Consider the following 22287-nt stretch of genomic DNA (forward strand, 5'->3'; position numbering starts at 1 on the left):
AACTCCTTTGAATCAGGTGGTGAGTGCAGCCGCGATGACCGCCACCGCCGCGGGGACGTCCCGCGTCGACAGGGTCAGCACCGGACGGCCGTGCGCCGCGAGGACACTCGCGTCGCCGGCGGCCTGGGCTCGGATGAGCCGGCCGAACGTGAACGGGCGGCCGGGGACGGCGAGGTCGTCCTGCTCGTCGGAGACGATCTGCAGGAACACGCCGTTCGCGGGGCCGCCCTTGTGGTACTGGCCGGTGGAGTGCAGGAACCGGGGACCGTACCCGGAGGTGACGGGACGGCCGGTGCGTGCTGCCAGCAGGTCGCGGAGCGCCCCGAGGTCGGCACCGGCGGTGCGGTCCGCGTAGACCTGGAGCGCCACGTAGCCGTCCGGACCGAGACCGGCCAGGAGGCCCGACACGGCCTGGGTGAGTGTCGTCCCGGCGTCGAGCCCACCCGTCGCGGACACGGCGATGCCGTGCTCCTCGAAGGCGGGCGTGGTGGCGACGTCGTCGGTGGCAGGGCCGTCGAGCAGCGCGCGGGCGGCGACCTTGGCGGCCTCCACGTCGGGCTGGTCGAAGGGGTTGATGCCGAGCAGCCGGCCGGCGACCGCGACCGCGTACTCCCAGACCAGGAACTGCCCACCGAGCGTACCGGTGATCTCGAGCTCGCCGTCGGCGACGTGGCGTTCGTCGTCGCGGGACCCGACGAGTCGGACGACCTGCAGGTCGGGCAGGTCGGCACCGAGTTCGGGGGCGTCGACCTCGAGCACGACCGGCAGGAGACCGCGACCGTCCTTGCCCGTCGACTCGGCGATGAGCTGTTCGACCCAGTCACCGAAGCCGAGGATGTGCGTGCCGTCCGCGACGATGCCGATCTTGTCGCGCAGGGGAGCGGTGCCGCCGAGGACGGCCCCGAGCACCAGGCCGGGGTTCTCGTCGGTGTCGACGGCGAGCAGCACGCTGATGGCGTCGGCTTCGTCGAGGAGCTCGGCGATGTCCGCACCCGCGAGTCCGGCCGGGACCAGCCCGAAGGCGGTCAGCGCGGAGTAGCGGCCGCCGACCGTGGGGTCGGCGGTGAAGACGCGGTAGCCGGCCTGCTGTGCGTCGGACTCGAGCGCCGAGCCCGGGTCCGTGACGACGACGATGCGACCAGCGGGGTCGATGCCGGCGTCCTCGAACGCCTGCGCGAACACCCGGCGCTGCGAGTCGGTCTCGACGGTGGAGCCGGACTTCGACGACACGACGAGCACGGTGCGCTCGAGGTCGGTCAGTGCGGCGCGGACCTGCGCAGGGTCGGTCGAGTCGAGGACCACGAGCGGGACCCCGGCGGTGCGGGTGATGACCTCGGGCGCGAGCGACGAGCCGCCCATGCCGGCGAGGACCACGCGGTCGACGCCCTGTTCGTGCAGCTGGTCGCGGAGTGCCGCGACCTCGGCGACGAGCGGACGCGAGACCGAGACGGCCTCGACCCAACCCAGGCGGTTCGACGCCTCGGCTTCGGCCTCGGGGCCCCAGAGGGCGGCGTCCTGGGCCGTGATCCCGGACGCCACCAGGTCGGTGACGAGGCGCGGGACCACCGTGTCGATGGCCCGCGCCGCGTCACCGCTGGCGGCGATGGAGACGGTCACTCTTACTTGGCGTTCTCGAGTGCCGTCTTGACGGTGTCGACGAGCTCGCCCCACGAGACGTTGAACTTCTCGACGGCCTCCTTCTCGAGGAGGTCGACGACGTCGTCGTAGTCGATGCCGACGGCGGCGAGCTGGTCCATGACCTGGTTCGCGTCGTCGAACGTGCCGGCGATGGCGTCGCCGTGGACCTCACCGTGGTCGAACGTGGCCTCGAGCGTCTTGCCCGGCATCGTGTTGACGGTGTTCGGGGCGGCGAGCTCGGTCACGTAGAGCGTGTCGGGCAGCGACGGGTCCTTGACACCGGTCGAGGCCCAGAGCGGACGCTGCGTGTTCGCACCCGACTCGAGCAGGCCCAGGGCGCGCTCGGTCGAGAACGCCTCGGTCCAGACCTGGTAGGCGAGCTGCGCGTTGGCGATGCCGGCCTTCGACTTCAGGGCGGTGGCCTCGTCCGAACCGACGGCGTCGAGGCGCTTGTCGATCTCGGAGTCGACGCGCGAGACGAAGAACGACGCGACGGAGTGGATCTTCGAGAGGTCGTGGCCGGCGGCCTTGGCCTTCTCGAGACCACCGAGGTAGGCGTCGATGACGGCGCGGTAGCGCTCGAGCGAGAAGATCAGGGTGACGTTGACCGAGATGCCGGCGCCGATGACCTCGGTGATCGCCTCGAGACCGTCGACGGTCGCCGGGATCTTGATGAGGACGTTCTCCTTGCCGACCTTGTCGAACAGGAACTTGGCCTGCTCGATGGTCTTCGCGGTGTCGTGCGCGAGACCCGGCTCGACCTCGATCGACACGCGGCCGTCGAAGCCCTTGGTCGATGCGTAGAGCGGCGTGAAGATGTCGCAGGCGTCGGAGACGTCGCGCGTCGTGATCTCGAAGATCGCGTTGGTCACGTCGGTGCCCGCGGCGGCGAGCTCCTTGACCTGGTCGTCGTAGCGCTCGCCCTTGGCGAGGGCCGACGCGAAGATCGTCGGGTTGGTGGTGACACCGACGACGTTGCGGTCGGCGATCAGGTTCTCGAGACGGCCGGTCTCGAGGAGCTCGCGGGACAGGTCGTCGAGCCAGATGCTCACGCCGACGGCGGAGAGGTCTTCGGTGGGTGTGGTGTCAGTCATTCGCTTCTTCTCTGCTTCGTTTCGTTCGTCGGCTCCGGGGAGCCGTGGTCTGTGTCGGGGGTCGAACCCCCGGGACGGGAGGCGCGTGGCGGGGCCGCCACGGGCCTCCCGTGCCGACGGGCCGGGTCCGACGTTCCGGACCCGGCCCGTTCGGGTCAGGATGCTGCTGCTGCGATCGATTCCTTGGCTGCCGAGATGACGTGCTCGGTGGTGAACCCGAACTCCTCGAACAGCTTCTGGTAGTCGGCCGAGGCACCGAAGTGCTCGATCGACACGCTGCGGCCGGCGTCGCCGACGATGTCGCGCCAGCTCATCGCGATCCCGGCCTCGACCGAGACGCGGGCCTTGACGGCCTTCGGCAGGACCGACTCGCGGTACGCCTCGTCCTGCTCGTGGAACCACTCGAGCGACGGAGCGGACACGACCCGGGCGTTGATGCCCTCGGCCTTGAGCTGCTCACGGGCGTCGACCGCGATCTGGACCTCGGAACCGGTGCCGATCAGGATGACGTCCGGAGTGCCGTTCGGCGCCTCGGCCAGGACGTACGCGCCCTTGCTGACGTTCTTCGCCGAGGCGAAGACCTCGCCGGACGCGTCGCCGTCGCCACGCTCGAACACGGGCAGGTTCTGGCGGCTCAGCGCGATGCCGGCCGGGCGGTCCTGGTGCTTGAGCATCTCGAGCCAGGCGTACGCGACCTCGTTGGCGTCCGCGGGGCGGACGACGTCGAGACCCGGGATCGCACGGAGGGCGGTGATCTGCTCGATCGGCTGGTGCGTCGGGCCGTCCTCGCCGAGGGCGATGGAGTCGTGCGTCCAGACGTAGATCGCCGGCGCCTTCATGAGCGCGGCGAGACGGACCGCCGGGCGCATGTAGTCGCTGAAGATCAGGAAGGTGCCACCGAAGGGGCGGGTGTTCCCGTGCAGGACGATGCCGTTGAGGATCGAGCCCATCGCGTGCTCGCGGATTCCGAAGTGCAGCACGCGGCCGAACGGGTCGGTCGTCCAGGTCTTCGTGGAGGCCTCGGCCGGACCGAAGGACTTGCCGTCCTCGATCGTGGTGAGGTTCGACTCGGCGAGGTCGGCGGAGCCACCCCAGAACTCGGGCATCAGCGGCGCGATGGCGTTGATGACCTTGCCGGAGGCGGCACGGGTCGAGACGGCCTTCTCGGTGCTGAACACCGGGAGTGCGGCTTCGAGGCCCTCGGGGAGCTGCTTGGCCTGGACGCGGTCGAACAGCGCCTTCTTGTCGGCGTTGGCCGCGGCCCACGCGTCGAAGGTCTTCTGCCACTCGGCGTGCTCGGCCTGGCCCTTGGCGATCGCGCCGCGGGTGTAGTCGAGGACCTCGGGGTCGACGTCGAAGGTCTTCTCGGCGTCGAAGCCGAGGACCTCCTTCAGGCCCTTGAGCTCGTCGGCGCCGAGCGCGGAGCCGTGGATCTTGCCGGAGTTCTGCTTGGTCGGCGACGGCCAGCCGATGATCGTCTTGATGACGATGAGCGACGGCTTGTCGTGGACCTGCTTGGCGGCCTCGACGGCGGCGAAGAGTGCTTCGGCGTCCTCGTGGTACTCGCCGGTCTTCTTCCAGTCGACGACCTGCACGTGCCAGCCGAGCGCCTCGTAGCGGGCGTGGACGTCCTCGGAGAACGCGATGTCGGTGTCGTCCTCGATCGAGATCTGGTTCGAGTCGTAGAACGCGATGAGGTTGCCGAGCTGCTGGCGGCCCGCGAGCGAACCGGACTCGTTCGTGACGCCCTCCTGCATGTCACCGTCGCCGGCGATCACGTAGGTGTAGTGGTCGAACGGCGACTGGCCGGCCGGGGTCTCCGGGTCGAACAGGCCGCGCTCGAAGCGCTGCGCGTAGGCGAAGCCCACGGCGGAGGCGAGGCCCTGGCCCAGCGGGCCGGTGGTGATCTCGACGCCGTCGGTGTGGCCGTACTCCGGGTGACCCGGGGTCTTGGAGCCCCACTTGCGGAGGTGCTGGAGGTCGTCGAGCTCGAGACCGTAGCCGTGCAGGTAGAACTGCACGTACTGCAGGATCGATGCGTGACCCGCCGACAGGATGAAGCGGTCGCGACCGATCCACGTGGAGTCGCTCGGGTCGCGACGCATCACCTTCTGGAAGAGGAGGTGAGCCAGCGGCGCGAGGCTCATCGCGGTGCCGGGGTGACCGTTGCCGGCCGCCTCGACAGAGTCGGCGGCGAGGACGCGGGCCGTGTCGACGGCCTTCCGGTCGATGGCGTCCCAGGTGAATTCAGCCACTTGGATGTTGACCCTTCATTGATGCGACATGTGCGAGGGCTCGTGCCATCGCACGGACATGGTGCCCACCCGGGGCTCCGTCGCGGCGCCGTTGCCGGCGGCCGACCGGCTCGATCGCGGCCGACGTCTTCGGGGCACGCTGCGGGAGGGCCTCTCCAGCATAGTGAACCGGCACTCAGAAGGTGCTCAGGCCACCGGCTGGTCTCGGTGACCGGTCGGTGACCGCTCGTCGTCCGGGCGTGTCCCGGAGCCGCTGGAGAGCGGCGGGACATCGTCGTGGCGCCGTCCATCGCGTAAACTGGTCGTGACCCGCGATCATTCCGCGGTCACGCACGCCCAGACGCCGACGGTGACGTCCTCCCGAGCGTGCGAGCTGCAGCGAAACAGACTGAGGTTCCCTTGCCGACTGCCACCGTGACCAGGCCAGACACCGTTCGTCGGTCGATGCTGTCCCGCAAGGTCCGGGCGTACGTCTCGCTCACCAAGCCGCGCGTGATGGAGCTGCTGCTCGTCACCACGGCGCCGACGATGTTCCTCGCCGAGCGCGGCGTGCCGGACCTGTGGCTCGTGTTCTGGACGATGCTCGGCGGCGCGATGTCGGCCGGGTCGGCGTCGGCGTTCAACTGCTACATCGACCGCGACATCGACCGCCTGATGAAGCGCACGAGCACCCGGCCGCTGGTCACCGGCGAGCTGTCGGACCGCGAAGCACTCGTGTTCTCGTGGCTCCTCGGCATCGCGTCGACCGTCGTGCTCGTCGTGTTCGTGAACTGGCTGGCCGCCGCACTGAGCGTCGCCGCGATACTCATCTACGTGTTCGTGTACACGCTCTGGCTCAAGCGTCGGACGCCGCAGAACATCGTCTGGGGCGGTTCGGCGGGCTGCATGCCGGTGTTGATCGGGTGGGCGGCCGTGACCGGTTCGCTGACCTGGACCCCCGTCATCCTGTTCATGGTGATCTTCCTCTGGACGCCGCCGCACTACTGGCCGCTGTCGATGAAGTACCGCGACGACTACGACGCCGCCGACGTCCCGATGCTCGCCGTCGTGCGCGGACGCACCGTCGTCGGGCTGCAGGTCGTGCTCTACGCCTGGGCCACCCTGGTCTGCTCGCTGCTGCTGATCCCGGTCGCGAACATGGGGCCGCTCTACACGGTCGTCGCCCTCGCCGCGGGCATCTGGTTCGTCGTCGAGTCGCACCTGCTCTACGACCGGGCGATCCAGCACATGGAGCAGGTGCACCCGATGCGCGTCTTCCGCAGCTCGATCACCTACCTGACGCTGCTGTTCATCGCGGTCGGCATCGACCCGCTGCTGCCGCAGGTCTTCACCTTCTCGATCTGACAAGCACGGGGTGACGACGGGCCCGGCCTCCTCGGAGGCCGGGCCCGTCGTCGTTCCCTGTCGGCGTTCGGAGTGCTGGACGGGCGGAGCCGGCGAGGAGTGCGCGGCGCGGGCCGGTGTCGGCAGGGCCGGGTCGGGGTGGGCGGTGCCGGGCCGGCCACGTCGGGGGCGTGACCCGCGGCTCGGGCGTCGGGCGCGCCTCCAGGCCGGTACCGCAGCGCGGGGCTCCTGCGCTGCAGCGTCGCTCCTGCGCGGAAGCGTCGATCCTGCGCGGAAGCGTCGCTCCTGGGGGCACCTGGAGCCCTGGCTGTCCGGGAGGCGCGGATCGCCTCGCCCAGGCCGGCCGCGGTACCGACGTGGTCGGCGCCGCGCCCGCGGGCGACCGAGCCGGATCAGGCCCGGACGGCGTCCCGACCGGCGCTCGACCGGGTGGAGAGCACCACCGCGGTCATCGCCGCGACGAGCAGACCGGCGAGCACCATGTGGGTGCCGACGAGTCCGACGGGCAGACCCGTGCGCGCCTGGGTGAGCCCGACCGCGATCTGGACGAACTCGACGACGAGGAGCAGCAGCGCGATCCTGCTCGAGAGCCGGAGGCGGACCGCACCGATGACGAGCACGAGCGTCAGGGCGAAGGTCGCGTAGGCGGGGACGGCATGCAGGTGCTCCATGAGCTGCGTGTCGAAGCCGGTCCGGTGCACGGCGCCGCCGTCGACGCGCTCGCTGGCGCCCGCGTGCGGGCCGCTGCCGGTCGTGAGGATGCCGATGAGCACGGTCACGGCGACGGCGGCCACGGTGCCGCGGACGACGCCGAAGTACCATCCGGGCACGATGCGGTCTCGGACACGGGGGCCGTTCACCGAGCGGTAGACGAGTGCGGCCGTGATGCTCGTCAGGACGGCGGAGACGACGAAGTGCAGGCCGACGACGAACGGGTTCAGGCCGGAGATGACCGACACGCCGCCGATGACCGCCTGCACGGGGATGGCTGCGCCCTGGGCGAACGCCAGCCAGAACAACTCCGGGCGGGTCTTCCGCATCCGGACGACCGCCAGGAACATCGCGATCGCGACGACGACCAGCACGAAGGTGAGCAGACGGTTGCCGAACTCGATGATCCCGTGGATGCCCATCTCGGGGGTCGACACGAGCGAGTCCGTGGTGCACTTCGGCCACGTGGGGCAGCCGAGGCCCGAGGCCGTCAGGCGCACGAGGCCACCGGTCCCGATGAGGACGACCTCGACGACGAACGAGGCCCAGGCGAGGACGACGACACGCGGGTCCACGGTGCGGGGGAGCGACCACCAGGTGGTCCGAGTCCGGACGTCCTGCTCGACGGTGGGACCGACGCGAGTCACGAGGGTGGTGCCTTCCTGTTGTTCCGGGCCCTGGACCTGTAGGATTCGAGGGTTCAGCAGCAGTCAAGTCTAGGCAGGCGCCGGCTCCGAATGAGCCGTGATCGCCGATCGGTCCCGCGACTGCGTGGAAGCATCGACGTTGCGAGGCAGCAACACCGTGGGACGCCGTGTCGGCGGCCTGCGGTGGAATGGTGTCCGACACCACCGGGTTGTCCCGGAGACGCTGTTGCGAGAAGGAAACGAGGAGACCATGTCCGACGTGCTCATCGACCGTCCAGAACTCGAAGGGCTCGGCCAGTACGAATTCGGCTGGGCCGACTCCGACGCGGCCGGCGCCTCTGCGCGCCGTGGCCTGTCGGAAGAGGTCGTCACCGACATCTCCGGCCGCAAGGGTGAACCCGAGTGGATGCGTGCGAACCGGTTGAAGGCGCTGAAGCTCTTCGACCGCAAGCCGATGCCCTCGTGGGGTGCCGACCTGTCGGACATCGACTTCGACAACATCAAGTACTTCGTGAAGTCGACGGAGAAGCAGGCCGAGTCGTGGGAGGACCTCCCCGAGGACATCCGCACGACGTACGAACGCCTGGGCATCCCGGAGGCCGAGCGCCAGCGCCTCGTCGCCGGCGTCGCCGCGCAGTACGAGTCCGAGGTCGTCTACCACCAGATCCGCGAGGACCTGGAGCAGCAGGGCGTCATCTTCATGGACACCGACACGGCGCTCCGCGAGCACCCCGAGCTGTTCGAGGAGTACTTCGGCACCGTGATCCCCGCCGGCGACAACAAGTTCGCCGCGCTGAACACGGCCGTGTGGTCCGGCGGCTCGTTCGTCTACGTCCCGAAGGGCGTCCACGTCGAGATCCCGCTGCAGGCCTACTTCCGCATCAACACGGAGAACATGGGCCAGTTCGAGCGGACGCTGATCATCGCGGACGAGGACTCGTACATCCACTACATCGAGGGCTGCACCGCCCCGATCTACAAGTCGGACTCCCTGCACTCGGCCGTCGTCGAGATCATCGTCAAGAAGAACGCCCGCGTTCGGTACACGACGATCCAGAACTGGTCGAACAACGTCTACAACCTCGTCACCAAGCGTGCGATCGCCCACGAGGGTGCGACCATGGAGTGGATCGACGGCAACATCGGGTCCAAGGTCACGATGAAGTACCCGTCCATCTACCTCGCCGGTGAGCACGCCAAGGGCGAGACCCTGTCCGTCGCCTTCGCCGGCCCCGGCCAGCACCAGGACGCCGGCGCGAAGATGATCCACATGGCGCCGTACACGACGTCGTCGATCGTCTCGAAGTCGATCGCCCGCGGTGGCGGTCGTGCCGGGTACCGCGGCGAGGTCCGGGTCGACCCGGGCGCACACCACTCGGCCAACACGGTCCGCTGTGACGCGCTGCTCGTCGACACCGTCTCGCGGAGCGACACCTACCCGGCGATCGACATCCGCGTCGACGACGTGCAGCTCGGCCACGAGGCGACCGTCTCCCGCGTCAGCGAGGAGCAGCTGTTCTACCTCATGTCCCGCGGCATGGCCGAGGACGAGGCCATGGCGATGATCGTGCGCGGATTCATCGAACCCATCGCCCGCGAGCTCCCGATGGAGTACGCACTCGAACTCAACAAGCTCATCGAGATGAGCATGGAAGGATCCGTCGGCTAGATGTCCAGCACCACCCCTCCTCCCCACATCGACCAGCCGACGGAGCCCGCGAGCACGCTCTCGTCGGGCGGTACGGACCAGCACGGCGCCCGGGCGCACTCCGACGGCGGCTGGGACACCAAGGTGCCGGTGCAGACGCGTTCCCAGCGGTTCCGCTCGGGCGACGTCGGCGCCTTCCCCACCGTCACCGGCCGAGAGGTCAACTGGAAGTTCGCGCCGCTCGCCAAGATCCAGCCGCTGCTCGACAGCACGTTGGACGGCTCGGCGTACCCCTTCCTCGCGACCCAGTCCGCGGGCGCCGACGTCGAGTGGGGTCGCAGCGACGACCCCCGCGTCGGTGGCGCCGGGTTGCCGGAGGACCGGGCGGCCGCCGCTGCCTGGAGCGCGCGTGACGCCGTCCTGGCGATCACCGTGCAGGGCACGGACGAGCACGAGTTCATCACCGTGACCCGCTCCGACTTCGGCACGCAGCCGCGGGCGGCACACACGGTCATCACCGCCGAGCCGCACGCGCAGGGCATCGTCGTGATCGACAACCGCGGGTCGGCGCTCCTCAGCGAGAACGTCGAGGTCGTCGTCCGCGACGGCGCCCGCCTCACCCTCGTCACGGTCCAGGACTGGGACGACGACGCGGTGCACGTCTCGACGCACTTCGCCGAGGTCGGCCGCGACGCCTTCCTCAAGCACGTCGTGGTCTCGCTCGGCGGTGACGTCATCCGCGTCAACCCGTCCACGCACCTCGGTGCGCAGGGCGGCGACGTCGAGATGTACGGCGTCTACTTCGCGGACGCCGGCCAGTACATCGAGCAGCAGGTCTACGTCGACCACGACGCACCTAACACCCGCAGCCGTGTCAACTACAAGGGCGCGCTGCAGGGCCAGGGTGCGCACACGGTCTGGATCGGCGACGTCCTCATCGGACGCTCCGCTCCGGGCACCGACTCGTACGAGCAGAACCGCAACCTGGTCCTGACCGAGGGGACGCGCGCCGACAGCATCCCGAACCTCGAGATCGAGACCGGCGACATCACCGGTGCCGGCCACGCCAGCGCCACCGGTCGCTTCGACGACGAGCAGCTCTTCTACCTGCAGGCCCGTGGCATCCCGGAGGAAGAGGCCCGGCGTCTCGTCGTCCTGGGCTTCCTGGTCGAGGTCATCCAGAAGATCGGCGCACCCGAGCTCGAGGAACGGCTCATCGCCGCCGTCGAGCAGGAGCTCATGGAGGGCCGGACGGTCCTCGCCGCGCCCGCCGCCGAGGCTGCTGCTGCCGGGGTCGACGCCTGATGGCCGAGAAGGTCTGCGCCGAGAGCGACATCGCGGTGGACAGCCCGATGCGCGCGGTCGTCGACGGCACCGCCATCGCGATCGTGAAGGACTCGGCCGGCACCGTGCACGCCATCGGCGACACCTGCACGCACGGCGACATCTCGCTGTCGGAAGGCTTCGTCGAGGGCGACTCGCTCGAGTGCTGGGCACACGGGTCGCAGTTCTCGCTGACGACCGGCAAGCCGAAGAACTTCCCGGCGTACGAGCCGGTGCCGGTCTTCCGGGTCGAGGTCCGTGACGGCGACGTCTACGTCGACGTGCACGAGCCCGTCCCGGTCGACTGAGCGCGACCCCACACTCTTCCCGCGGCTGACGCCGCACCACAGCTGCAACCGAAGGAACGCAATGTCCACTCTCGAAATCCGTGACCTGCAGGTCGCCATCGACACCGACCAGGGCGTCAAGGAGATCCTCAAGGGCGTCGACCTGACGATCAACGAGGGCGAGATCCACGCGATCATGGGCCCGAACGGGTCCGGCAAGTCGACCCTGGCGTACACGATCGCCGGGCACCCGCGCTACCACGTCACCGGCGGCTCGATCACCCTCGACGGCAAGGACGTCCTGGCGATGAGCGTCGACGAGCGTGCGCGCGCCGGCATGTTCCTCGCGATGCAGTACCCGGTCGAGATCCCCGGCGTGACGGTGTCGAACTTCCTCCGTACCGCCAAGACCGCGATCGACGGCGAGGCCCCGGCCCTCCGTGGCTGGATCAAGGACCTCCGCACGTCGATGGCGGACCTCAAGATGGACCCGGCCTTCGCCGAGCGCAACGTCAACGAGGGCTTCTCCGGTGGCGAGAAGAAGCGCCACGAGATCATGCAGCTCGAGCTCCTGAAGCCGAAGTTCGCCGTCCTCGACGAGACCGACTCCGGCCTGGACGTCGACGCGCTGAAGATCGTGTCCGAGGGCGTCAACCGCGCCAAGGCCGCGACCGGCCTCGGCGTGCTGCTCATCACGCACTACACGCGCATCCTCCGCTACATCACGCCGGACTTCGTCCACGTGTTCGTCGCCGGCAAGATCGCCGAGCAGGGCGGCCCGGAGCTGGCCGAGCGCCTCGAGAACGAGGGCTACGACCGCTACGTGCAGGCCGCTGCCGCCGCGCCGGTGGAGTGACGATGATCACCACACTGGCACCGGACAAGTTCGACGAGGTCGTCGAGGGCCTGAAAGAGGTCCAGGACCCGGAGCTCGGCGTCAACATCGTCGACCTCGGGCTCATCTACGACCTGGCCTGGGACGACGAGGCGACCGCGCTCATCATCAGCATGACGCTGACGAGCGCGGGCTGCCCGCTGACCGATGTCATCGAGAACGACACCGCGAACGCCCTCGACGGCATCGTCGACGCGTTCCGCATCAACTGGGTCTGGATGCCGCCGTGGGGTCCGGAGCGGATCACCGACGACGGCCGCGAGATGATGCGCGCGCTCGGCTTCTCGATCTAGCCACGCGACCATCCGCAGACGGGAGGCCCGGTACCAGCTGGTACCGGGCCTCCCGTCCGTCGTCGTGCCCACCCGCGCCGTCGTCCGGGGCGCCGGCCGTCCGACGCGCCGGCCGTCCGACGCGCCCGCCTTCCGACGCGCCAGCCGTCCCCCGCCGAGCGGTCACGGAACGTCGTTCTCGGCGTCCCGAACCGACGGATCGTGACCGCTCGGCGGAGGGCAGGCGGGGTGTTGTGACCGGTCGGCGGAGGGCAGCCGGGGTGTCGTGTGAGCGCCGGACGCACTGCGGACGACGAGAGGCCCCGCACCGGATCGGTGCGGGGCCTCTCGGCAGGGTGCGGAGTGCGCTCAGCGGCGGCCGAGCGCCTTCCAAGCCAGGGGCAGCACGCCGGCCGCGATGAGGGCCTTCGCGATGCCGCCGATGACGAACGGGTAGAGGCCGGCCGCCAGGACCGACTGCAGGTCGTTCGGCGCACCGAGCGCGCCGAGGGCGACCGCCAGGTACGGCAGACCGGTGACGAAGGGGATCGCACTGGCGAGCAGCATCGCCACCGCGGCGCGGCCGACCTTACGGTCCCAGTTCCGACGCGCGAGCCAGCCGATGAGGCCGGCGGCCGGGATGAAGCCGATGACGTACCCGAAGCTCGGCAGGGTGAGCGCGTGCAGGCCGCCCTGCGCGTCGGCGAAGAACGGTGCACCGGCGAGCCCGACGATCGCGTAGACGAGCATCGAGAGGACACCGCGGCGGGCGCCGAGGGTCGCGCCGACGAGGACGACGGCCAGCGTCTGACCGGTCACGGGGACCGGCCACATCGGCACCTCGACCTGCGCGAGCGCGGCGGTGAACAGCGCCCCACCGGCGATCAGGGCGGCGTCGGTGGCCAGGCCGTGGGTGCGCAGACGGTCGGCGAGGACTGCGCGGGGAGCGAACCCGGTGGCGTTCGTCATGGATTCTCCTAGAATGGACTGCTGGTCCTGTTCTGGACCATCGGTTCCCGTCAGCGTAGCGGTGCACCTCCCGCACACACCGTTGTGCAAACCCACCAACTGATTGGACGTCCACTGTGCTTGCCGTGCACGAACTCGAGATCCGCGTCGGGGCTCGCCTCCTGATGGAGAACGTGTCCTTCCGCGTCGAGCGGGGTGACAAGATCGGCCTCGTCGGCCGGAACGGCGCGGGGAAGACCACCATGACCAAGGCCCTGGCGGGTGAGGCTGCTCCGACCGACGGGACGATCCAGCGGTCCGGTGAGATCGGCTACCTGCCGCAGGACCCTCGCTCCGGGAACCCCGAGGACACCGCTCGCAAGCGGATCCTCGACGCCCGCGGCCTCGGTGAGCTCGTGGACGGCATCCGGAAGGCCACGCTCGACATGGCCAGCACCGACCCGGCCGTCGCCGAGAAGGCGATGAAGCGGTACTCCCGTCTGGACGACGAGTTCAACGCGCTGGGTGGTTACGCGGCCGAGGCCGAGGCGGCGTCGATCGCGTCGAACCTCAAGCTGCCGGACCGGATCCTCGACCAGCAGCTCAAGACCCTCTCCGGTGGGCAGCGTCGCCGCATCGAGCTGGCACGCATCCTGTTCTCCGAGGCGGACACGATGATCCTCGACGAGCCGACGAACCACCTCGACGCGGACTCGGTGCTCTGGCTGCGCGAGCACCTCAAGACCTACCCGGGCGGTGTGATCGTCATCTCCCACGACGTGGAGCTGGTGGACGAGGTCGTGAACCGCGTGTTCTACCTCGACGCGAACCGCCAGACCATCGACATCTACAACATGGGCTGGAAGCTCTACCAGCGGCAGCGTGTGGCCGACGAGGAGCGCCGCCGCAAGGAACGGGCCGGCGCCGAGAAGAAGGCCGCGACGCTCAAGGACCAGGCCGCCCGCTTCGGTGCGAAGGCGTCGAAGGCGGCTGCGGCCCACCAGATGGTCGCGCGTGCCGACAAGCTGCTCGCGGGCCTCGAGGACGAGCGCGTCGCCGACCGGGTCGCGAAGATCCGCTTCCCCACGCCCGCTCCGTGCGGCCGGACGCCGCTGATGGCCGAGGGGCTGTCGAAGTCCTACGGGTCGCTCGAGATCTTCGCGGGCGTCGACCTGGCGATCGACCGAGGTTCCCGTGTCGTCATCCTCGGGTTCAACGGTGCCGGCAAGACGACGCTGCTGCGCATCCTCGCGGGTGCGGACGCGCCGGACACCGGGGCGATCCTGCCCGGGCACGGCCTGCGCATCGGGTACTACGCGCAGGAGCACGAGAACATCGACGTCAACCGCACGGTGATCGAGAACATGGTCTCCGCGTCGACCGACCTCAACGAGACCGAGGCCCGTCGCGTCCTCGGCTCGTTCCTGTTCACGGGTGACGACGGCTACAAGAAGGCCGGGGTGCTCTCCGGTGGTGAGAAGACCCGTCTGTCGCTCGCGATGATCGTCGTCTCGGGCGCGAACGTGCTGCTGCTCGACGAGCCCACGAACAACCTCGACCCGGCGTCGCGCGAAGAGATCCTCAACGCCTTGGCCGGCTTCGAGGGTGCCGTCGTCCTCGTCTCCCACGACGCGGGTGCGGTCGAGGCGCTGAACCCCGAGCGGGTGCTGCTCCTGCCGGACGGCACCGAGGACCACTGGAACAAGGACTACGCGGAGCTCATCGAGCTCGCCTGACGCGAGCGCGGGCCCGCGCGTGCGGTCCCGCGCGTGCGGGACCGCGGGTGCGCGACCGCGGGTGCGTGGCCGTGCCACAGACGGACGGGAGGCCCGTGGCGACACCGCCACGGGCCTCCCGTCCGTCTGTGCGGTCCGTCAGCGACCGGTCGTCAGGAGCTCGTCCTCGATCTCCGCGTCGGACTTCGGCTTCGCATCCTTGCGGCGCTGCCGGTCGAGGGCGCGCTCGCGCTCCTCCGGGTCGTCCTGGTTGAGGTTCCGGTACTCCTGCACCATCACGTAGGCCAGGAAGCCGAAGCCTCCGACGGCGAACAGGAACCACTGGATGAAGTAGCTGAGGTGCAGGCCGGTGTCGGCGCTCGGCCGGTCCCAGCCGAGTGGTGCGCGCTCGGCCGGGGCCGGCGTCTCGCTGTCGAGCTGGCCGTACGCGCCGGTCCAGATCGGGTGCCCGGCCTTGTCGGCGACGTCGGGCAGCGTGACGGACTGCACCTGGTCGGTGTTCGCGGGGTCGGTGCGCCCGGGGATGCGCGGCTCGGACTGCTGCAGCCGCACGACGACGGTGACGGTGCCGGTCGGAGGGGCCGGCACGCTGTCCGGGGCGTCCTGCTTGTTGCCCGTCGGCACCCAACCGCGGTCGACGACGAAGGCACGGCCATCGGTCGTGACCAGGGGAGTGAGGACCTCGAACCCGGGCTGGCCGTTGTGCACGCGGTTGCGGACGAGGAGCTGGTGGTCGGTGTCGTACCGTCCGGTGACGCTCGCGCGCAGCCAGGTCAGGTCGTTGCTCCACGTGCCGGCACGGGGGAGGACCTGGTCGATCGGGACCGGGGCGTGGTCGTAGTTCGCGGCGATCTGGTCGTTCTGTCGGACGGCCTCGTTCCGACGGTCCCACTGCCACATGCCGAAGAGCGTGCAGATGATCGCGAACGCGACGGCGATGGCGAAGTAGCCGAGCCAGCGGCGGCTGCGGACGAAGTGCCACCCGACGAACGGTTCGGCGGGTCCGTCGTCGCGGACCGGTGCGGTCGCGCCGTCCGCCGGCGATGTCGTCGCGCCGTCGTTCGCCTGACGGATCCGTGCCGCGTGGCGCCGGCCGTACCGGGAGCCGGGGTCGAAGCCCTCGGTCATCGCCCGTCACCCGCGACACGCGCGGAGGTGTCGTCGAGGTTCTCCACGTCGTCGTCGATGCCGGTGACCCGCACCGGGAACGACCGGGAGCGCAGGTAGTCGGCGAGGAAGTCGCGGTGCTCGTCGCAGGCGGCCCAGATCTTCACGCGGTCCTCGGCGTGGATCCGGGGGTTCCGCCAGTTCACCCGCCACGAGGCCGTCGACGAACAACCGGCCCGCGAACACACCGGCGTCGCGCCGGGTTCGGTGAACAGGTCGAAGGTCGCTCCCATCAGCGGCGGCCGCCGTTCCGCGCGGTCCAGACGCGGGACCGGTCACCGTTGCGCTGCCAGTCCTCCTGCGCACGCTGGGCCTGGTCGCGCAGTCGCTCCTGCTCGGCACGGTAGGCCTGGGCCCGCGCGTCTTCCTGCTCGTCACGGAGGTGTGGGTCGACCGCGTCGTACAGCTCGACCGCGCCGCCGGGTCGGACGACGTCGCCGCCGGTGCGGTTGCCCGCGTTCGCCAGCACCACCGCGACCCAGGGGACGACGGCCGCGGCGACGATCGGCAGCACGGCGATCCACGAGTGCCAGGCGCTCCAGATCAGGACGGCCCCGACGAAGCAGACGACGCGGAAGGCCATCTGCCACACGTAGCGGGACAGCCGGTGCGCGCGGTCGATCTCGGGGTTGTCGGGGAGCGTCGTGATGTTCTGCGAGGCCATCGGCTCCGCGATCACGTGTTCCGGCGCTGCACGCTGGAGCTGGATGCGCGGGCCGCTCGGGTTCTGCTGGTTCTTGCGGTTCATGCGGTGGGGTCTCCGTCTGCCGACCTCCAGTTTACGCCCGGGGGCCGACATCCGACCGGTGGTGCGGAGACCGGCCGTCGGGGGAGTGCACCGCTAGGCTCGTCCGGGCGTGTCCGGACCCGTGGGGCCCGACGTGCCAGCGACCACCAGCGAACGGAGCGACCATGACCACCCCCCGTACCGTCCTCATCACCGGCGGCAACCGCGGCATCGGCCACGCACTGGCCGCCCGCTTCGTCGACGCCGGACACCGGGTCGCCGTGACGTCGCGCACCGGGCAGGGCGGCCCCGAGGGTGCGCTCACCGTGCAGGCCGACATCACCGACACCGCGTCGGTGGACCGTGCGTTCACCGAGGTCGAGGCCGCGCTCGGCCCGATCGAGGTCCTGGTCGCCAACGCCGGGATCACGAACGACCAGCTGCTGCTCCGGATGTCCGAGGAGGACTTCACGAGCGTCATCGACACGAACCTGACCGGCACGTTCCGCGTCGTCAAGCGTGCGACCAAGGGGATGATGAAGGCGAAGTTCGGCCGCATCGTCCTGATGTCGAGCGTCGTCGGGGCGTACGGGCAGATCGGGCAGGTCAACTACGCCTCGTCCAAGGCCGCACTGGTCGGCATGGCCCGGTCCATCACGCGCGAGCTCGGCTCCCGTGGCATCACCGCCAACGTCGTCGCCCCGGGCTTCATCCAGACCGACATGACGGCGGCACTGTCGGACGAGCTGCAGGCCGAGTTCAAGAAGGCGATCCCGGCGGCGCGCTACGGCAGCGTCGACGACGTCGCGGACGCCACGCTGTTCCTGGCCGGCGACGGCGCGGGCTACATCTCGGGCGCGGTCATCCCGGTCGACGGCGGCCTGGGCATGGGCCACTGACCCGCTGACGCCGGCGCCGGCGCTGCCGCGCGGCGCTGCCGCGAGGGCCGAGCCTCGGCTGGGCGGACACTTCGCGGCCGTTCGGCGGCGCGAACTGTCCGCGGGGCCGAGGCTCGGCCACGCCACGCCACGCCACGCCCGCCGCGCGCGGCGCAGCCGCCGCCCGGCGCAGCGGCGCGTCAGCCGCGCAGGCCGAGCGCGGCCAGCACGACCGACAGGTCGCGGTCGACGACCGCGACGTCCGCCTCCGCACGGACCCGCGGTTTCGCGTCGAAGGCGACGGCGAGCCCCGCGACCGCCATCATCGCGAGGTCGTTCGCCCCGTCCCCGACGGCGACCGTCCGGGCCAGCGGTACCCCGTCCGCGTCGGCCCAGGTCCGGAGGGCCTCCGCCTTCGCCGACGCGTCGACGACGGCGCCGGCGACACGCCCGGTCAGCACGCCGTCCCGCGTCTCGAGTCGGTTCGCCCGGCAGTGGTCGAGACCGAGTCCGGTGGCGAAGGGGTCGAGCACCTCGTGGAAGCCGCCGGAGACGACGGCGACGGTCCCGCCGGCGGCGTGCACGCCGCGGACGAGTTCATCGGCGCCGCGGGTGACGCGGACCGCCTGCTGGGCGCGGACGAACGTGTCGACCGGGAGGCCCGCCAACGTCGCGACCCGCTCCCGGAGACTCTCGGCGAAGTCGATCTCGCCGCGCATGGCGCGCTCCGTGATCGCCTGCACCTGTGGCCGGGTCCCCGCCGCGTCGGCGAGGAGCTCGATGACCTCGTCCTCGAGCAGGGTCGAATCGGCATCGAGGACGACGAGGAAACGGGGCACCCGACCACGGTAGCGGGGTCGGGTGCCCCGTGACGTCATGGGGTCACGACGCGGAGCGGACGGGGTCAGGCTTCGACGCGGACGCCCTTGCCGACGACGGTGATGCCGGAGTCGGTGACGGTGAAGCCACGGGCCTCGTCTGCCTCACGGTCCACGCCGACGTGGGCGCCCGCGGCGAGGACGACGTCCTTGTCCAGGATCGCCCGGTTCACGATCGCGCCGGCTCCGATGGTCGCGCGCTCGAAGACGATCGAGTCGAGCACCTTCGCCTGCGAGTCGATCGTCGCCCACGGGCCGATGACGCTGCGCTCGACGTGGGCCCCGGAGAGCAGGCAGCCGAGCGACACGATGGAGTCCACCGTCGACCCGGTGTTGCCGTTGGCGTCGCGGACGAACTTCGCGGGCGGCAGGTTCGTCTGCTGGTTGAAGATCGGCCAGTCCTGGTTGTACAGGTTGAAGACCGGGACCGGGGCGATCAGGTCCATGTGGGCGTCGAAGAACGAGTCGATCGTGCCCACGTCGCGCCAGTAGTACTTGTCACGGTCGTTCGACCCGGGGACCTCGTTGCGCTGCAGGTCGTACACGCCGGCGTCGCCACGTGCGACGAAGTCCGGGATGATGTCGCCGCCCATGTCGTGGTCGGACGACTCGATCTGGCCGTCGCGGAGGACCGCGTCCACCAGGGCGTCGGCGTCGAAGACGTAGTTGCCCATCGACGCCAGGACCTCGTGCGGGGAGTCGGGCAGGCCGGTGGCGTCCTTGGGCTTCTCGAGGAACGCCTCGATCCGGGTGGGGTCCGCGTCGTCGACCTTGATGACGCCGAACTGGTCCGCGAGCTCGATCGGCTGCCGGATCGCCGCGACGGTGGCGCTGCGGCCCGAGGCGATGTGCGCCTCCACCATCTGGGAGAAGTCCATCCGGTACACGTGGTCCGCGCCGACCACGACGACGATGTCGGGCCGCTCGTCGCGCATCAGGTTCAGCGACTGCAGGATCGCGTCGGCGGAGCCGGCGAACCAGCGCTTGCCGAGCCGCTGCTGTGCGGGGACGGAGGCGACGTAGGAGCCGAGCAGCCCCTCCATGCGCCAGGTCTGGGAGACGTGCCGGTCGAGTGAGTGCGACTTGTACTGCGTCAGGACGACGATGCGCTTGAGCCCGGAGTTGACCAGGTTCGACAGCGCGAAGTCCACGAGGCGGAAGTTCCCACCGAACGGCACGGCCGGCTTCGCACGGTCTGCGGTGAGCGGCATGAGCCGTTTGCCCTCGCCGCCGGCCAGGACGATGCCGAATACCTTCTTCGTTGCCATGTCGCTCACAGTAGGCGTCAGCACTGGGAAACCGTTACCTTGAACGCGTGCGAGTCGATCTACTGACCAGGGAGTATCCGCCGGAGGTCTACGGCGGTGCCGGTGTCCATGTTGCCCAGCTGACCGCGGCGCTGCGGTCCGGGACGGACACCGACGTCCGTGTCCGGGCCTTCGGTGGCTTCCGCGATGAACAGGGTGTGTGGGCCTACCGCACCCCGGCGGGCCTCGAGCAGGCGAACGGTGCGCTGCAGGCGCTCGGCACCGACGTGCAGATCGCTGCCGACGTCGAGGGCGCCGACCTCGTGCACTCGCACACCTGGTACGCGAACTCCGCCGGGCGTCTCGCGCAGCTCACCCACGGCATCCCGCACGTCGTCACGGCCCACAGCCTGGAGCCGCTCCGTCCGTGGAAGGCCGAGCAGCTCGGTGGCGGCTACCGCCTGTCCAGCTGGATGGAGCGCGAGGCGTTCACCAACGCCGACGGCGTCGTCGCGGTGTCGAAGGCGATGCGCGCGGACATCCTGCGCTCGTACCCCTCGATCGACCCGTCCCGCGTGAAGGTCGTCTACAACGGCATCGACATCGACGACTGGAAGCCCCAGCGCGACGACGACGCCGTCCGGGCGCTCGGCATCGACCCGGACCGCCCCAGCGTGGTCTTCGTCGGCCGGATCACCCGCCAGAAGGGGCTGCCCTACCTGCTCCGTGCGGTGGCGTCCCTGCCCGAGGACGTCCAGGTCGTGCTCTGCGCCGGCGCTCCCGACACACCCGAGATCCTCGCCGAGGTCACCGGACTGGTCGAGGACCTGCGGACCCGCCGCAACGGCGTCGTCTGGATCGACCGGATGCTGGAGCACCGCGAGATCGTCAACGTCCTCTCGAGCGCGACCGTGTTCGTCTGCCCGTCGATCTACGAGCCGCTCGGCATCGTGAACCTCGAGGCCATGGCGTGCGGCATCCCCGTCGTCGGCACGAAGACCGGCGGCATCCCCGAGGTCGTCGCCGACGGTCTGACCGGCCGCATCGTGCCGATCGACCAGGCGACCGACGGCACCGGCACGCCGACCGACCCGGACCGGTACGTCGCCGACCTCGCCGCGACCCTGAACGAGGTGCTGGCCGACCTCGGGCTCGCGAAGCTCATGGGGCGCGCCGGTCGACTCCGCGTCGAGAGCGAGTTCACCTGGGGCGCGATCGCCACGAAGACACGTGCCGTCTACGACGAGGTGCTCGCGGGTCGCTGACCGCGTCCCACGCGCCGACGGCCTGGAGGCCCGGTGCCGGTCCTCGAGACCGGCACCGGGCCTCCCGTCTGCCGCCCGTCGACCGCCGCACGCGCGGCGCTGACGGGGGAGCGCACCGCGCTCGCGTAGGCTGGCGGCATGCCCTCGGTCGTGCGCTTGTCAGACGTCTCCGTGGTCCGTGACGGGTCCACCATCCTCGACGGGATCTCGTGGGAGGTGCAGGACGACGAGCGCTGGGTGGTGCTCGGTGCGAACGGTGCCGGCAAGACCACGCTGCTCCAGATCGCGGGTGCGCAGACGTTCCCGACGTCCGGCGACGTCGAGGTCCTCGGGACCGAACTGGGCGGCGCCGACCTGTTCGAGCTCCGCCCCCGGATCGGCTTCGCGTCGACCGCGCTGGCGCGTCGGATCCCGATGACCGAGAAGGTCATCGACGTGGTCCTCACCGCCGCGTACTCGGTCACCGGCCGCTGGAACGAGGAGTACGAGGAACTCGACGTCCGCCGTGCCCAGCGCGTGCTCGAGGAGTGGGGCCTCGGCGCCTTCACCGAGCGCAGCTTCGGGGAGCTGAGCGACGGCGAGCAGAAGCGCGTGCAGATCGCCCGTGCGGTGATGACCGACCCCGAGGTGCTCTTCCTCGACGAGCCGGCCGCGTCGCTCGACCTCGGTGCCCGCGAGAGCCTGGTGCGGACGCTCGGCGGCTACGCGCAGAGCTCGGACTCGCCGGCGATCGTCATCGTGACCCACCACGTCGAGGAGATCCCCGCGGGCTTCACGCACGCGCTCGTCCTGGCCGACGGGCACGTGCAGTCCGCCGGTCCGATCGCGGAGGTCCTGACCGCCGAGGTCCTCTCCACCGCGTTCGGTGTCGAGCTGACGGTGTCCCACGACGCCGGACGCTGGACCGCCCGCGCCGTCTGACCGGGCGCGACACAGCCCTGACCCACCACGACACAGCGCCTCGCGCTCCCGATCGGGGCCGTCGTCTGGTAACGTGGTCCGCTGGCGTAGGCCACACGACTTCCCATCTTCCGTCATCGCGATCCACCGAGGAATCCCCATGAAGACCGAAACCCACCCCGAGTACCGCGCCATCGTCTTCCGCGACCTGGCTTCCGGTGAGACGTTCCTGACGCGTTCGACCGCGAACAGCGACAAGACCATCGAGCTCGACGGTGCGACCTACCCGGTCATCGACGTCGAGATCTCGTCCGCCTCGCACCCGTTCTACACGGGCAAGCAGCGCATCCTCGACTCGGCCGGCCGCGTCGAGAAGTTCAACCAGCGCTTCAAGGGCTTCAGCAAGTAAGCAGCCTCGCTCCCGCTG

General features: G+C 70.2%; 21 protein-coding genes. 11 read left to right on the top strand and 10 right to left on the bottom strand.

What is annotated here, in order from left to right:
- Window positions 1-12 precede the first annotated feature (12 nt).
- The 3 genes from JOD51_RS07970 to tkt form a co-directional block, all read right to left on the bottom strand.
- On the bottom strand, window positions 13-1617 hold the full coding sequence (locus JOD51_RS07970; RefSeq protein WP_204607767.1) for a phosphoglucose isomerase-related protein: 1605 nt from the start codon (window positions 1615-1617) through the stop codon (window positions 13-15).
- A 2-nt stretch (window positions 1618-1619) separates the two neighbouring features.
- Entirely contained in the window at window positions 1620-2732 is a 1113-nt protein-coding gene (gene tal / locus JOD51_RS07975; protein WP_204607768.1) for a transaldolase, read from the bottom strand.
- A 155-nt stretch (window positions 2733-2887) separates the two neighbouring features.
- Window positions 2888-4987: a transketolase gene (gene tkt, locus JOD51_RS07980; RefSeq protein WP_204607769.1), complete on the bottom strand. Its 2100-nt coding sequence runs from the start codon at window positions 4985-4987 to the stop codon at window positions 2888-2890.
- A 414-nt stretch (window positions 4988-5401) separates the two neighbouring features.
- Here tkt and JOD51_RS07985 point away from each other — a divergent pair, with 414 nt between their 5' ends.
- Entirely contained in the window at window positions 5402-6331 is a 930-nt protein-coding gene (locus tag JOD51_RS07985; protein WP_204607770.1) for a heme o synthase, read from the top strand.
- 392 nt (window positions 6332-6723) lie between these two features.
- Here the strand turns inward: JOD51_RS07985 and JOD51_RS07990 are convergent, their stop codons facing one another.
- The gene (locus tag JOD51_RS07990) at window positions 6724-7689 is read right to left on the bottom strand and encodes a COX15/CtaA family protein (RefSeq protein WP_204607771.1); all 966 of its coding nucleotides are present in this window, start codon (window positions 7687-7689) and stop codon (window positions 6724-6726) included.
- A gap of 250 nt (window positions 7690-7939) precedes the next feature.
- On the opposite strand from JOD51_RS07990, the gene sufB reads away from it, so the two are divergent.
- The 5 genes from sufB to JOD51_RS08015 all read left to right on the top strand — a co-directional run bounded on the left by sufB (window position 7940) and on the right by JOD51_RS08015 (window position 12135).
- Window positions 7940-9358, top strand: coding sequence for a Fe-S cluster assembly protein SufB (sufB, locus tag JOD51_RS07995; RefSeq protein WP_110902235.1), 1419 nt, complete (start codon window positions 7940-7942; stop codon window positions 9356-9358).
- Window positions 9359-10642, top strand: coding sequence for a Fe-S cluster assembly protein SufD (gene sufD / locus JOD51_RS08000; RefSeq protein WP_204607772.1), 1284 nt, complete (start codon window positions 9359-9361; stop codon window positions 10640-10642).
- Entirely contained in the window at window positions 10642-10968 is a 327-nt protein-coding gene (locus tag JOD51_RS08005; RefSeq protein ID WP_372377828.1) for a non-heme iron oxygenase ferredoxin subunit, read from the top strand. The genes sufD and JOD51_RS08005 overlap by 1 nt, the downstream gene beginning before the upstream one ends.
- A gap of 61 nt (window positions 10969-11029) precedes the next feature.
- Entirely contained in the window at window positions 11030-11803 is a 774-nt protein-coding gene (gene sufC / locus JOD51_RS08010) for a Fe-S cluster assembly ATPase SufC (RefSeq protein WP_204607773.1), read from the top strand.
- Between the two features lie 2 nt (window positions 11804-11805).
- Complete coding sequence (locus JOD51_RS08015) at window positions 11806-12135, top strand: metal-sulfur cluster assembly factor (protein WP_204607774.1); 330 nt, start codon at window positions 11806-11808, stop codon at window positions 12133-12135.
- Between the two features lie 348 nt (window positions 12136-12483).
- Here the strand turns inward: JOD51_RS08015 and JOD51_RS08020 are convergent, their stop codons facing one another.
- On the bottom strand, window positions 12484-13083 hold the full coding sequence (locus tag JOD51_RS08020) for a biotin transporter BioY (protein ID WP_204607775.1): 600 nt from the start codon (window positions 13081-13083) through the stop codon (window positions 12484-12486).
- A 116-nt stretch (window positions 13084-13199) separates the two neighbouring features.
- Between JOD51_RS08020 and JOD51_RS08025 the strand changes: the two genes are divergently transcribed.
- A complete protein-coding gene (locus tag JOD51_RS08025) occupies window positions 13200-14798 on the top strand; it encodes an ABC-F family ATP-binding cassette domain-containing protein (RefSeq protein WP_204607776.1) in 1599 nt (532 codons plus the stop codon).
- 138 nt (window positions 14799-14936) lie between these two features.
- Here the strand turns inward: JOD51_RS08025 and JOD51_RS08030 are convergent, their stop codons facing one another.
- From JOD51_RS08030 to JOD51_RS08040, 3 genes are read right to left on the bottom strand one after another with little or no spacing between them, the layout of a single operon-like run.
- Window positions 14937-15926 carry an SURF1 family cytochrome oxidase biogenesis protein gene (locus JOD51_RS08030; RefSeq protein ID WP_204607777.1) on the bottom strand — a complete coding sequence of 330 codons (990 nt, stop codon included), beginning with the start codon at window positions 15924-15926 and terminating at the stop codon, window positions 14937-14939.
- A complete protein-coding gene (locus JOD51_RS08035) occupies window positions 15923-16198 on the bottom strand; it encodes a hypothetical protein (protein WP_204607778.1) in 276 nt (91 codons plus the stop codon). Before JOD51_RS08035 ends, JOD51_RS08030 begins: the two co-directional genes overlap by 4 nt.
- Complete coding sequence (locus JOD51_RS08040; RefSeq protein WP_204607779.1) at window positions 16198-16713, bottom strand: DUF3099 domain-containing protein; 516 nt, start codon at window positions 16711-16713, stop codon at window positions 16198-16200. The genes JOD51_RS08035 and JOD51_RS08040 overlap by 1 nt, the downstream gene beginning before the upstream one ends.
- Window positions 16714-16877: 164 nt before the next feature.
- On the opposite strand from JOD51_RS08040, the gene fabG reads away from it, so the two are divergent.
- The gene (fabG, locus tag JOD51_RS08045) at window positions 16878-17591 is read left to right on the top strand and encodes a 3-oxoacyl-ACP reductase FabG (protein WP_204607780.1); all 714 of its coding nucleotides are present in this window, start codon (window positions 16878-16880) and stop codon (window positions 17589-17591) included.
- Between the two features lie 179 nt (window positions 17592-17770).
- Here the strand turns inward: fabG and serB are convergent, their stop codons facing one another.
- The gene (gene serB, locus JOD51_RS08050; RefSeq protein WP_204607781.1) at window positions 17771-18448 is read right to left on the bottom strand and encodes a phosphoserine phosphatase SerB; all 678 of its coding nucleotides are present in this window, start codon (window positions 18446-18448) and stop codon (window positions 17771-17773) included.
- 26 nt (window positions 18449-18474) lie between these two features.
- Window positions 18475-19716 carry a glucose-1-phosphate adenylyltransferase gene (glgC, locus tag JOD51_RS08055; RefSeq protein ID WP_204607782.1) on the bottom strand — a complete coding sequence of 414 codons (1242 nt, stop codon included), beginning with the start codon at window positions 19714-19716 and terminating at the stop codon, window positions 18475-18477.
- A 47-nt stretch (window positions 19717-19763) separates the two neighbouring features.
- On the opposite strand from glgC, the gene glgA reads away from it, so the two are divergent.
- From glgA to JOD51_RS08070, 3 genes are all read left to right on the top strand, one after another.
- On the top strand, window positions 19764-20960 hold the full coding sequence (glgA, locus tag JOD51_RS08060; RefSeq protein ID WP_204607783.1) for a glycogen synthase: 1197 nt from the start codon (window positions 19764-19766) through the stop codon (window positions 20958-20960).
- Window positions 20961-21098: 138 nt separating this feature from the next.
- Complete coding sequence (locus tag JOD51_RS08065; protein WP_204607784.1) at window positions 21099-21881, top strand: ABC transporter ATP-binding protein; 783 nt, start codon at window positions 21099-21101, stop codon at window positions 21879-21881.
- Between the two features lie 139 nt (window positions 21882-22020).
- Entirely contained in the window at window positions 22021-22269 is a 249-nt protein-coding gene (locus JOD51_RS08070) for a type B 50S ribosomal protein L31 (protein WP_071275272.1), read from the top strand.
- The last annotated feature ends 18 nt before the right edge of the window (window positions 22270-22287 follow it).

Source organism: Curtobacterium herbarum (assembly GCF_016907335.1).
Lineage (GTDB): Bacteria > Actinomycetota > Actinomycetes > Actinomycetales > Microbacteriaceae > Curtobacterium > Curtobacterium herbarum.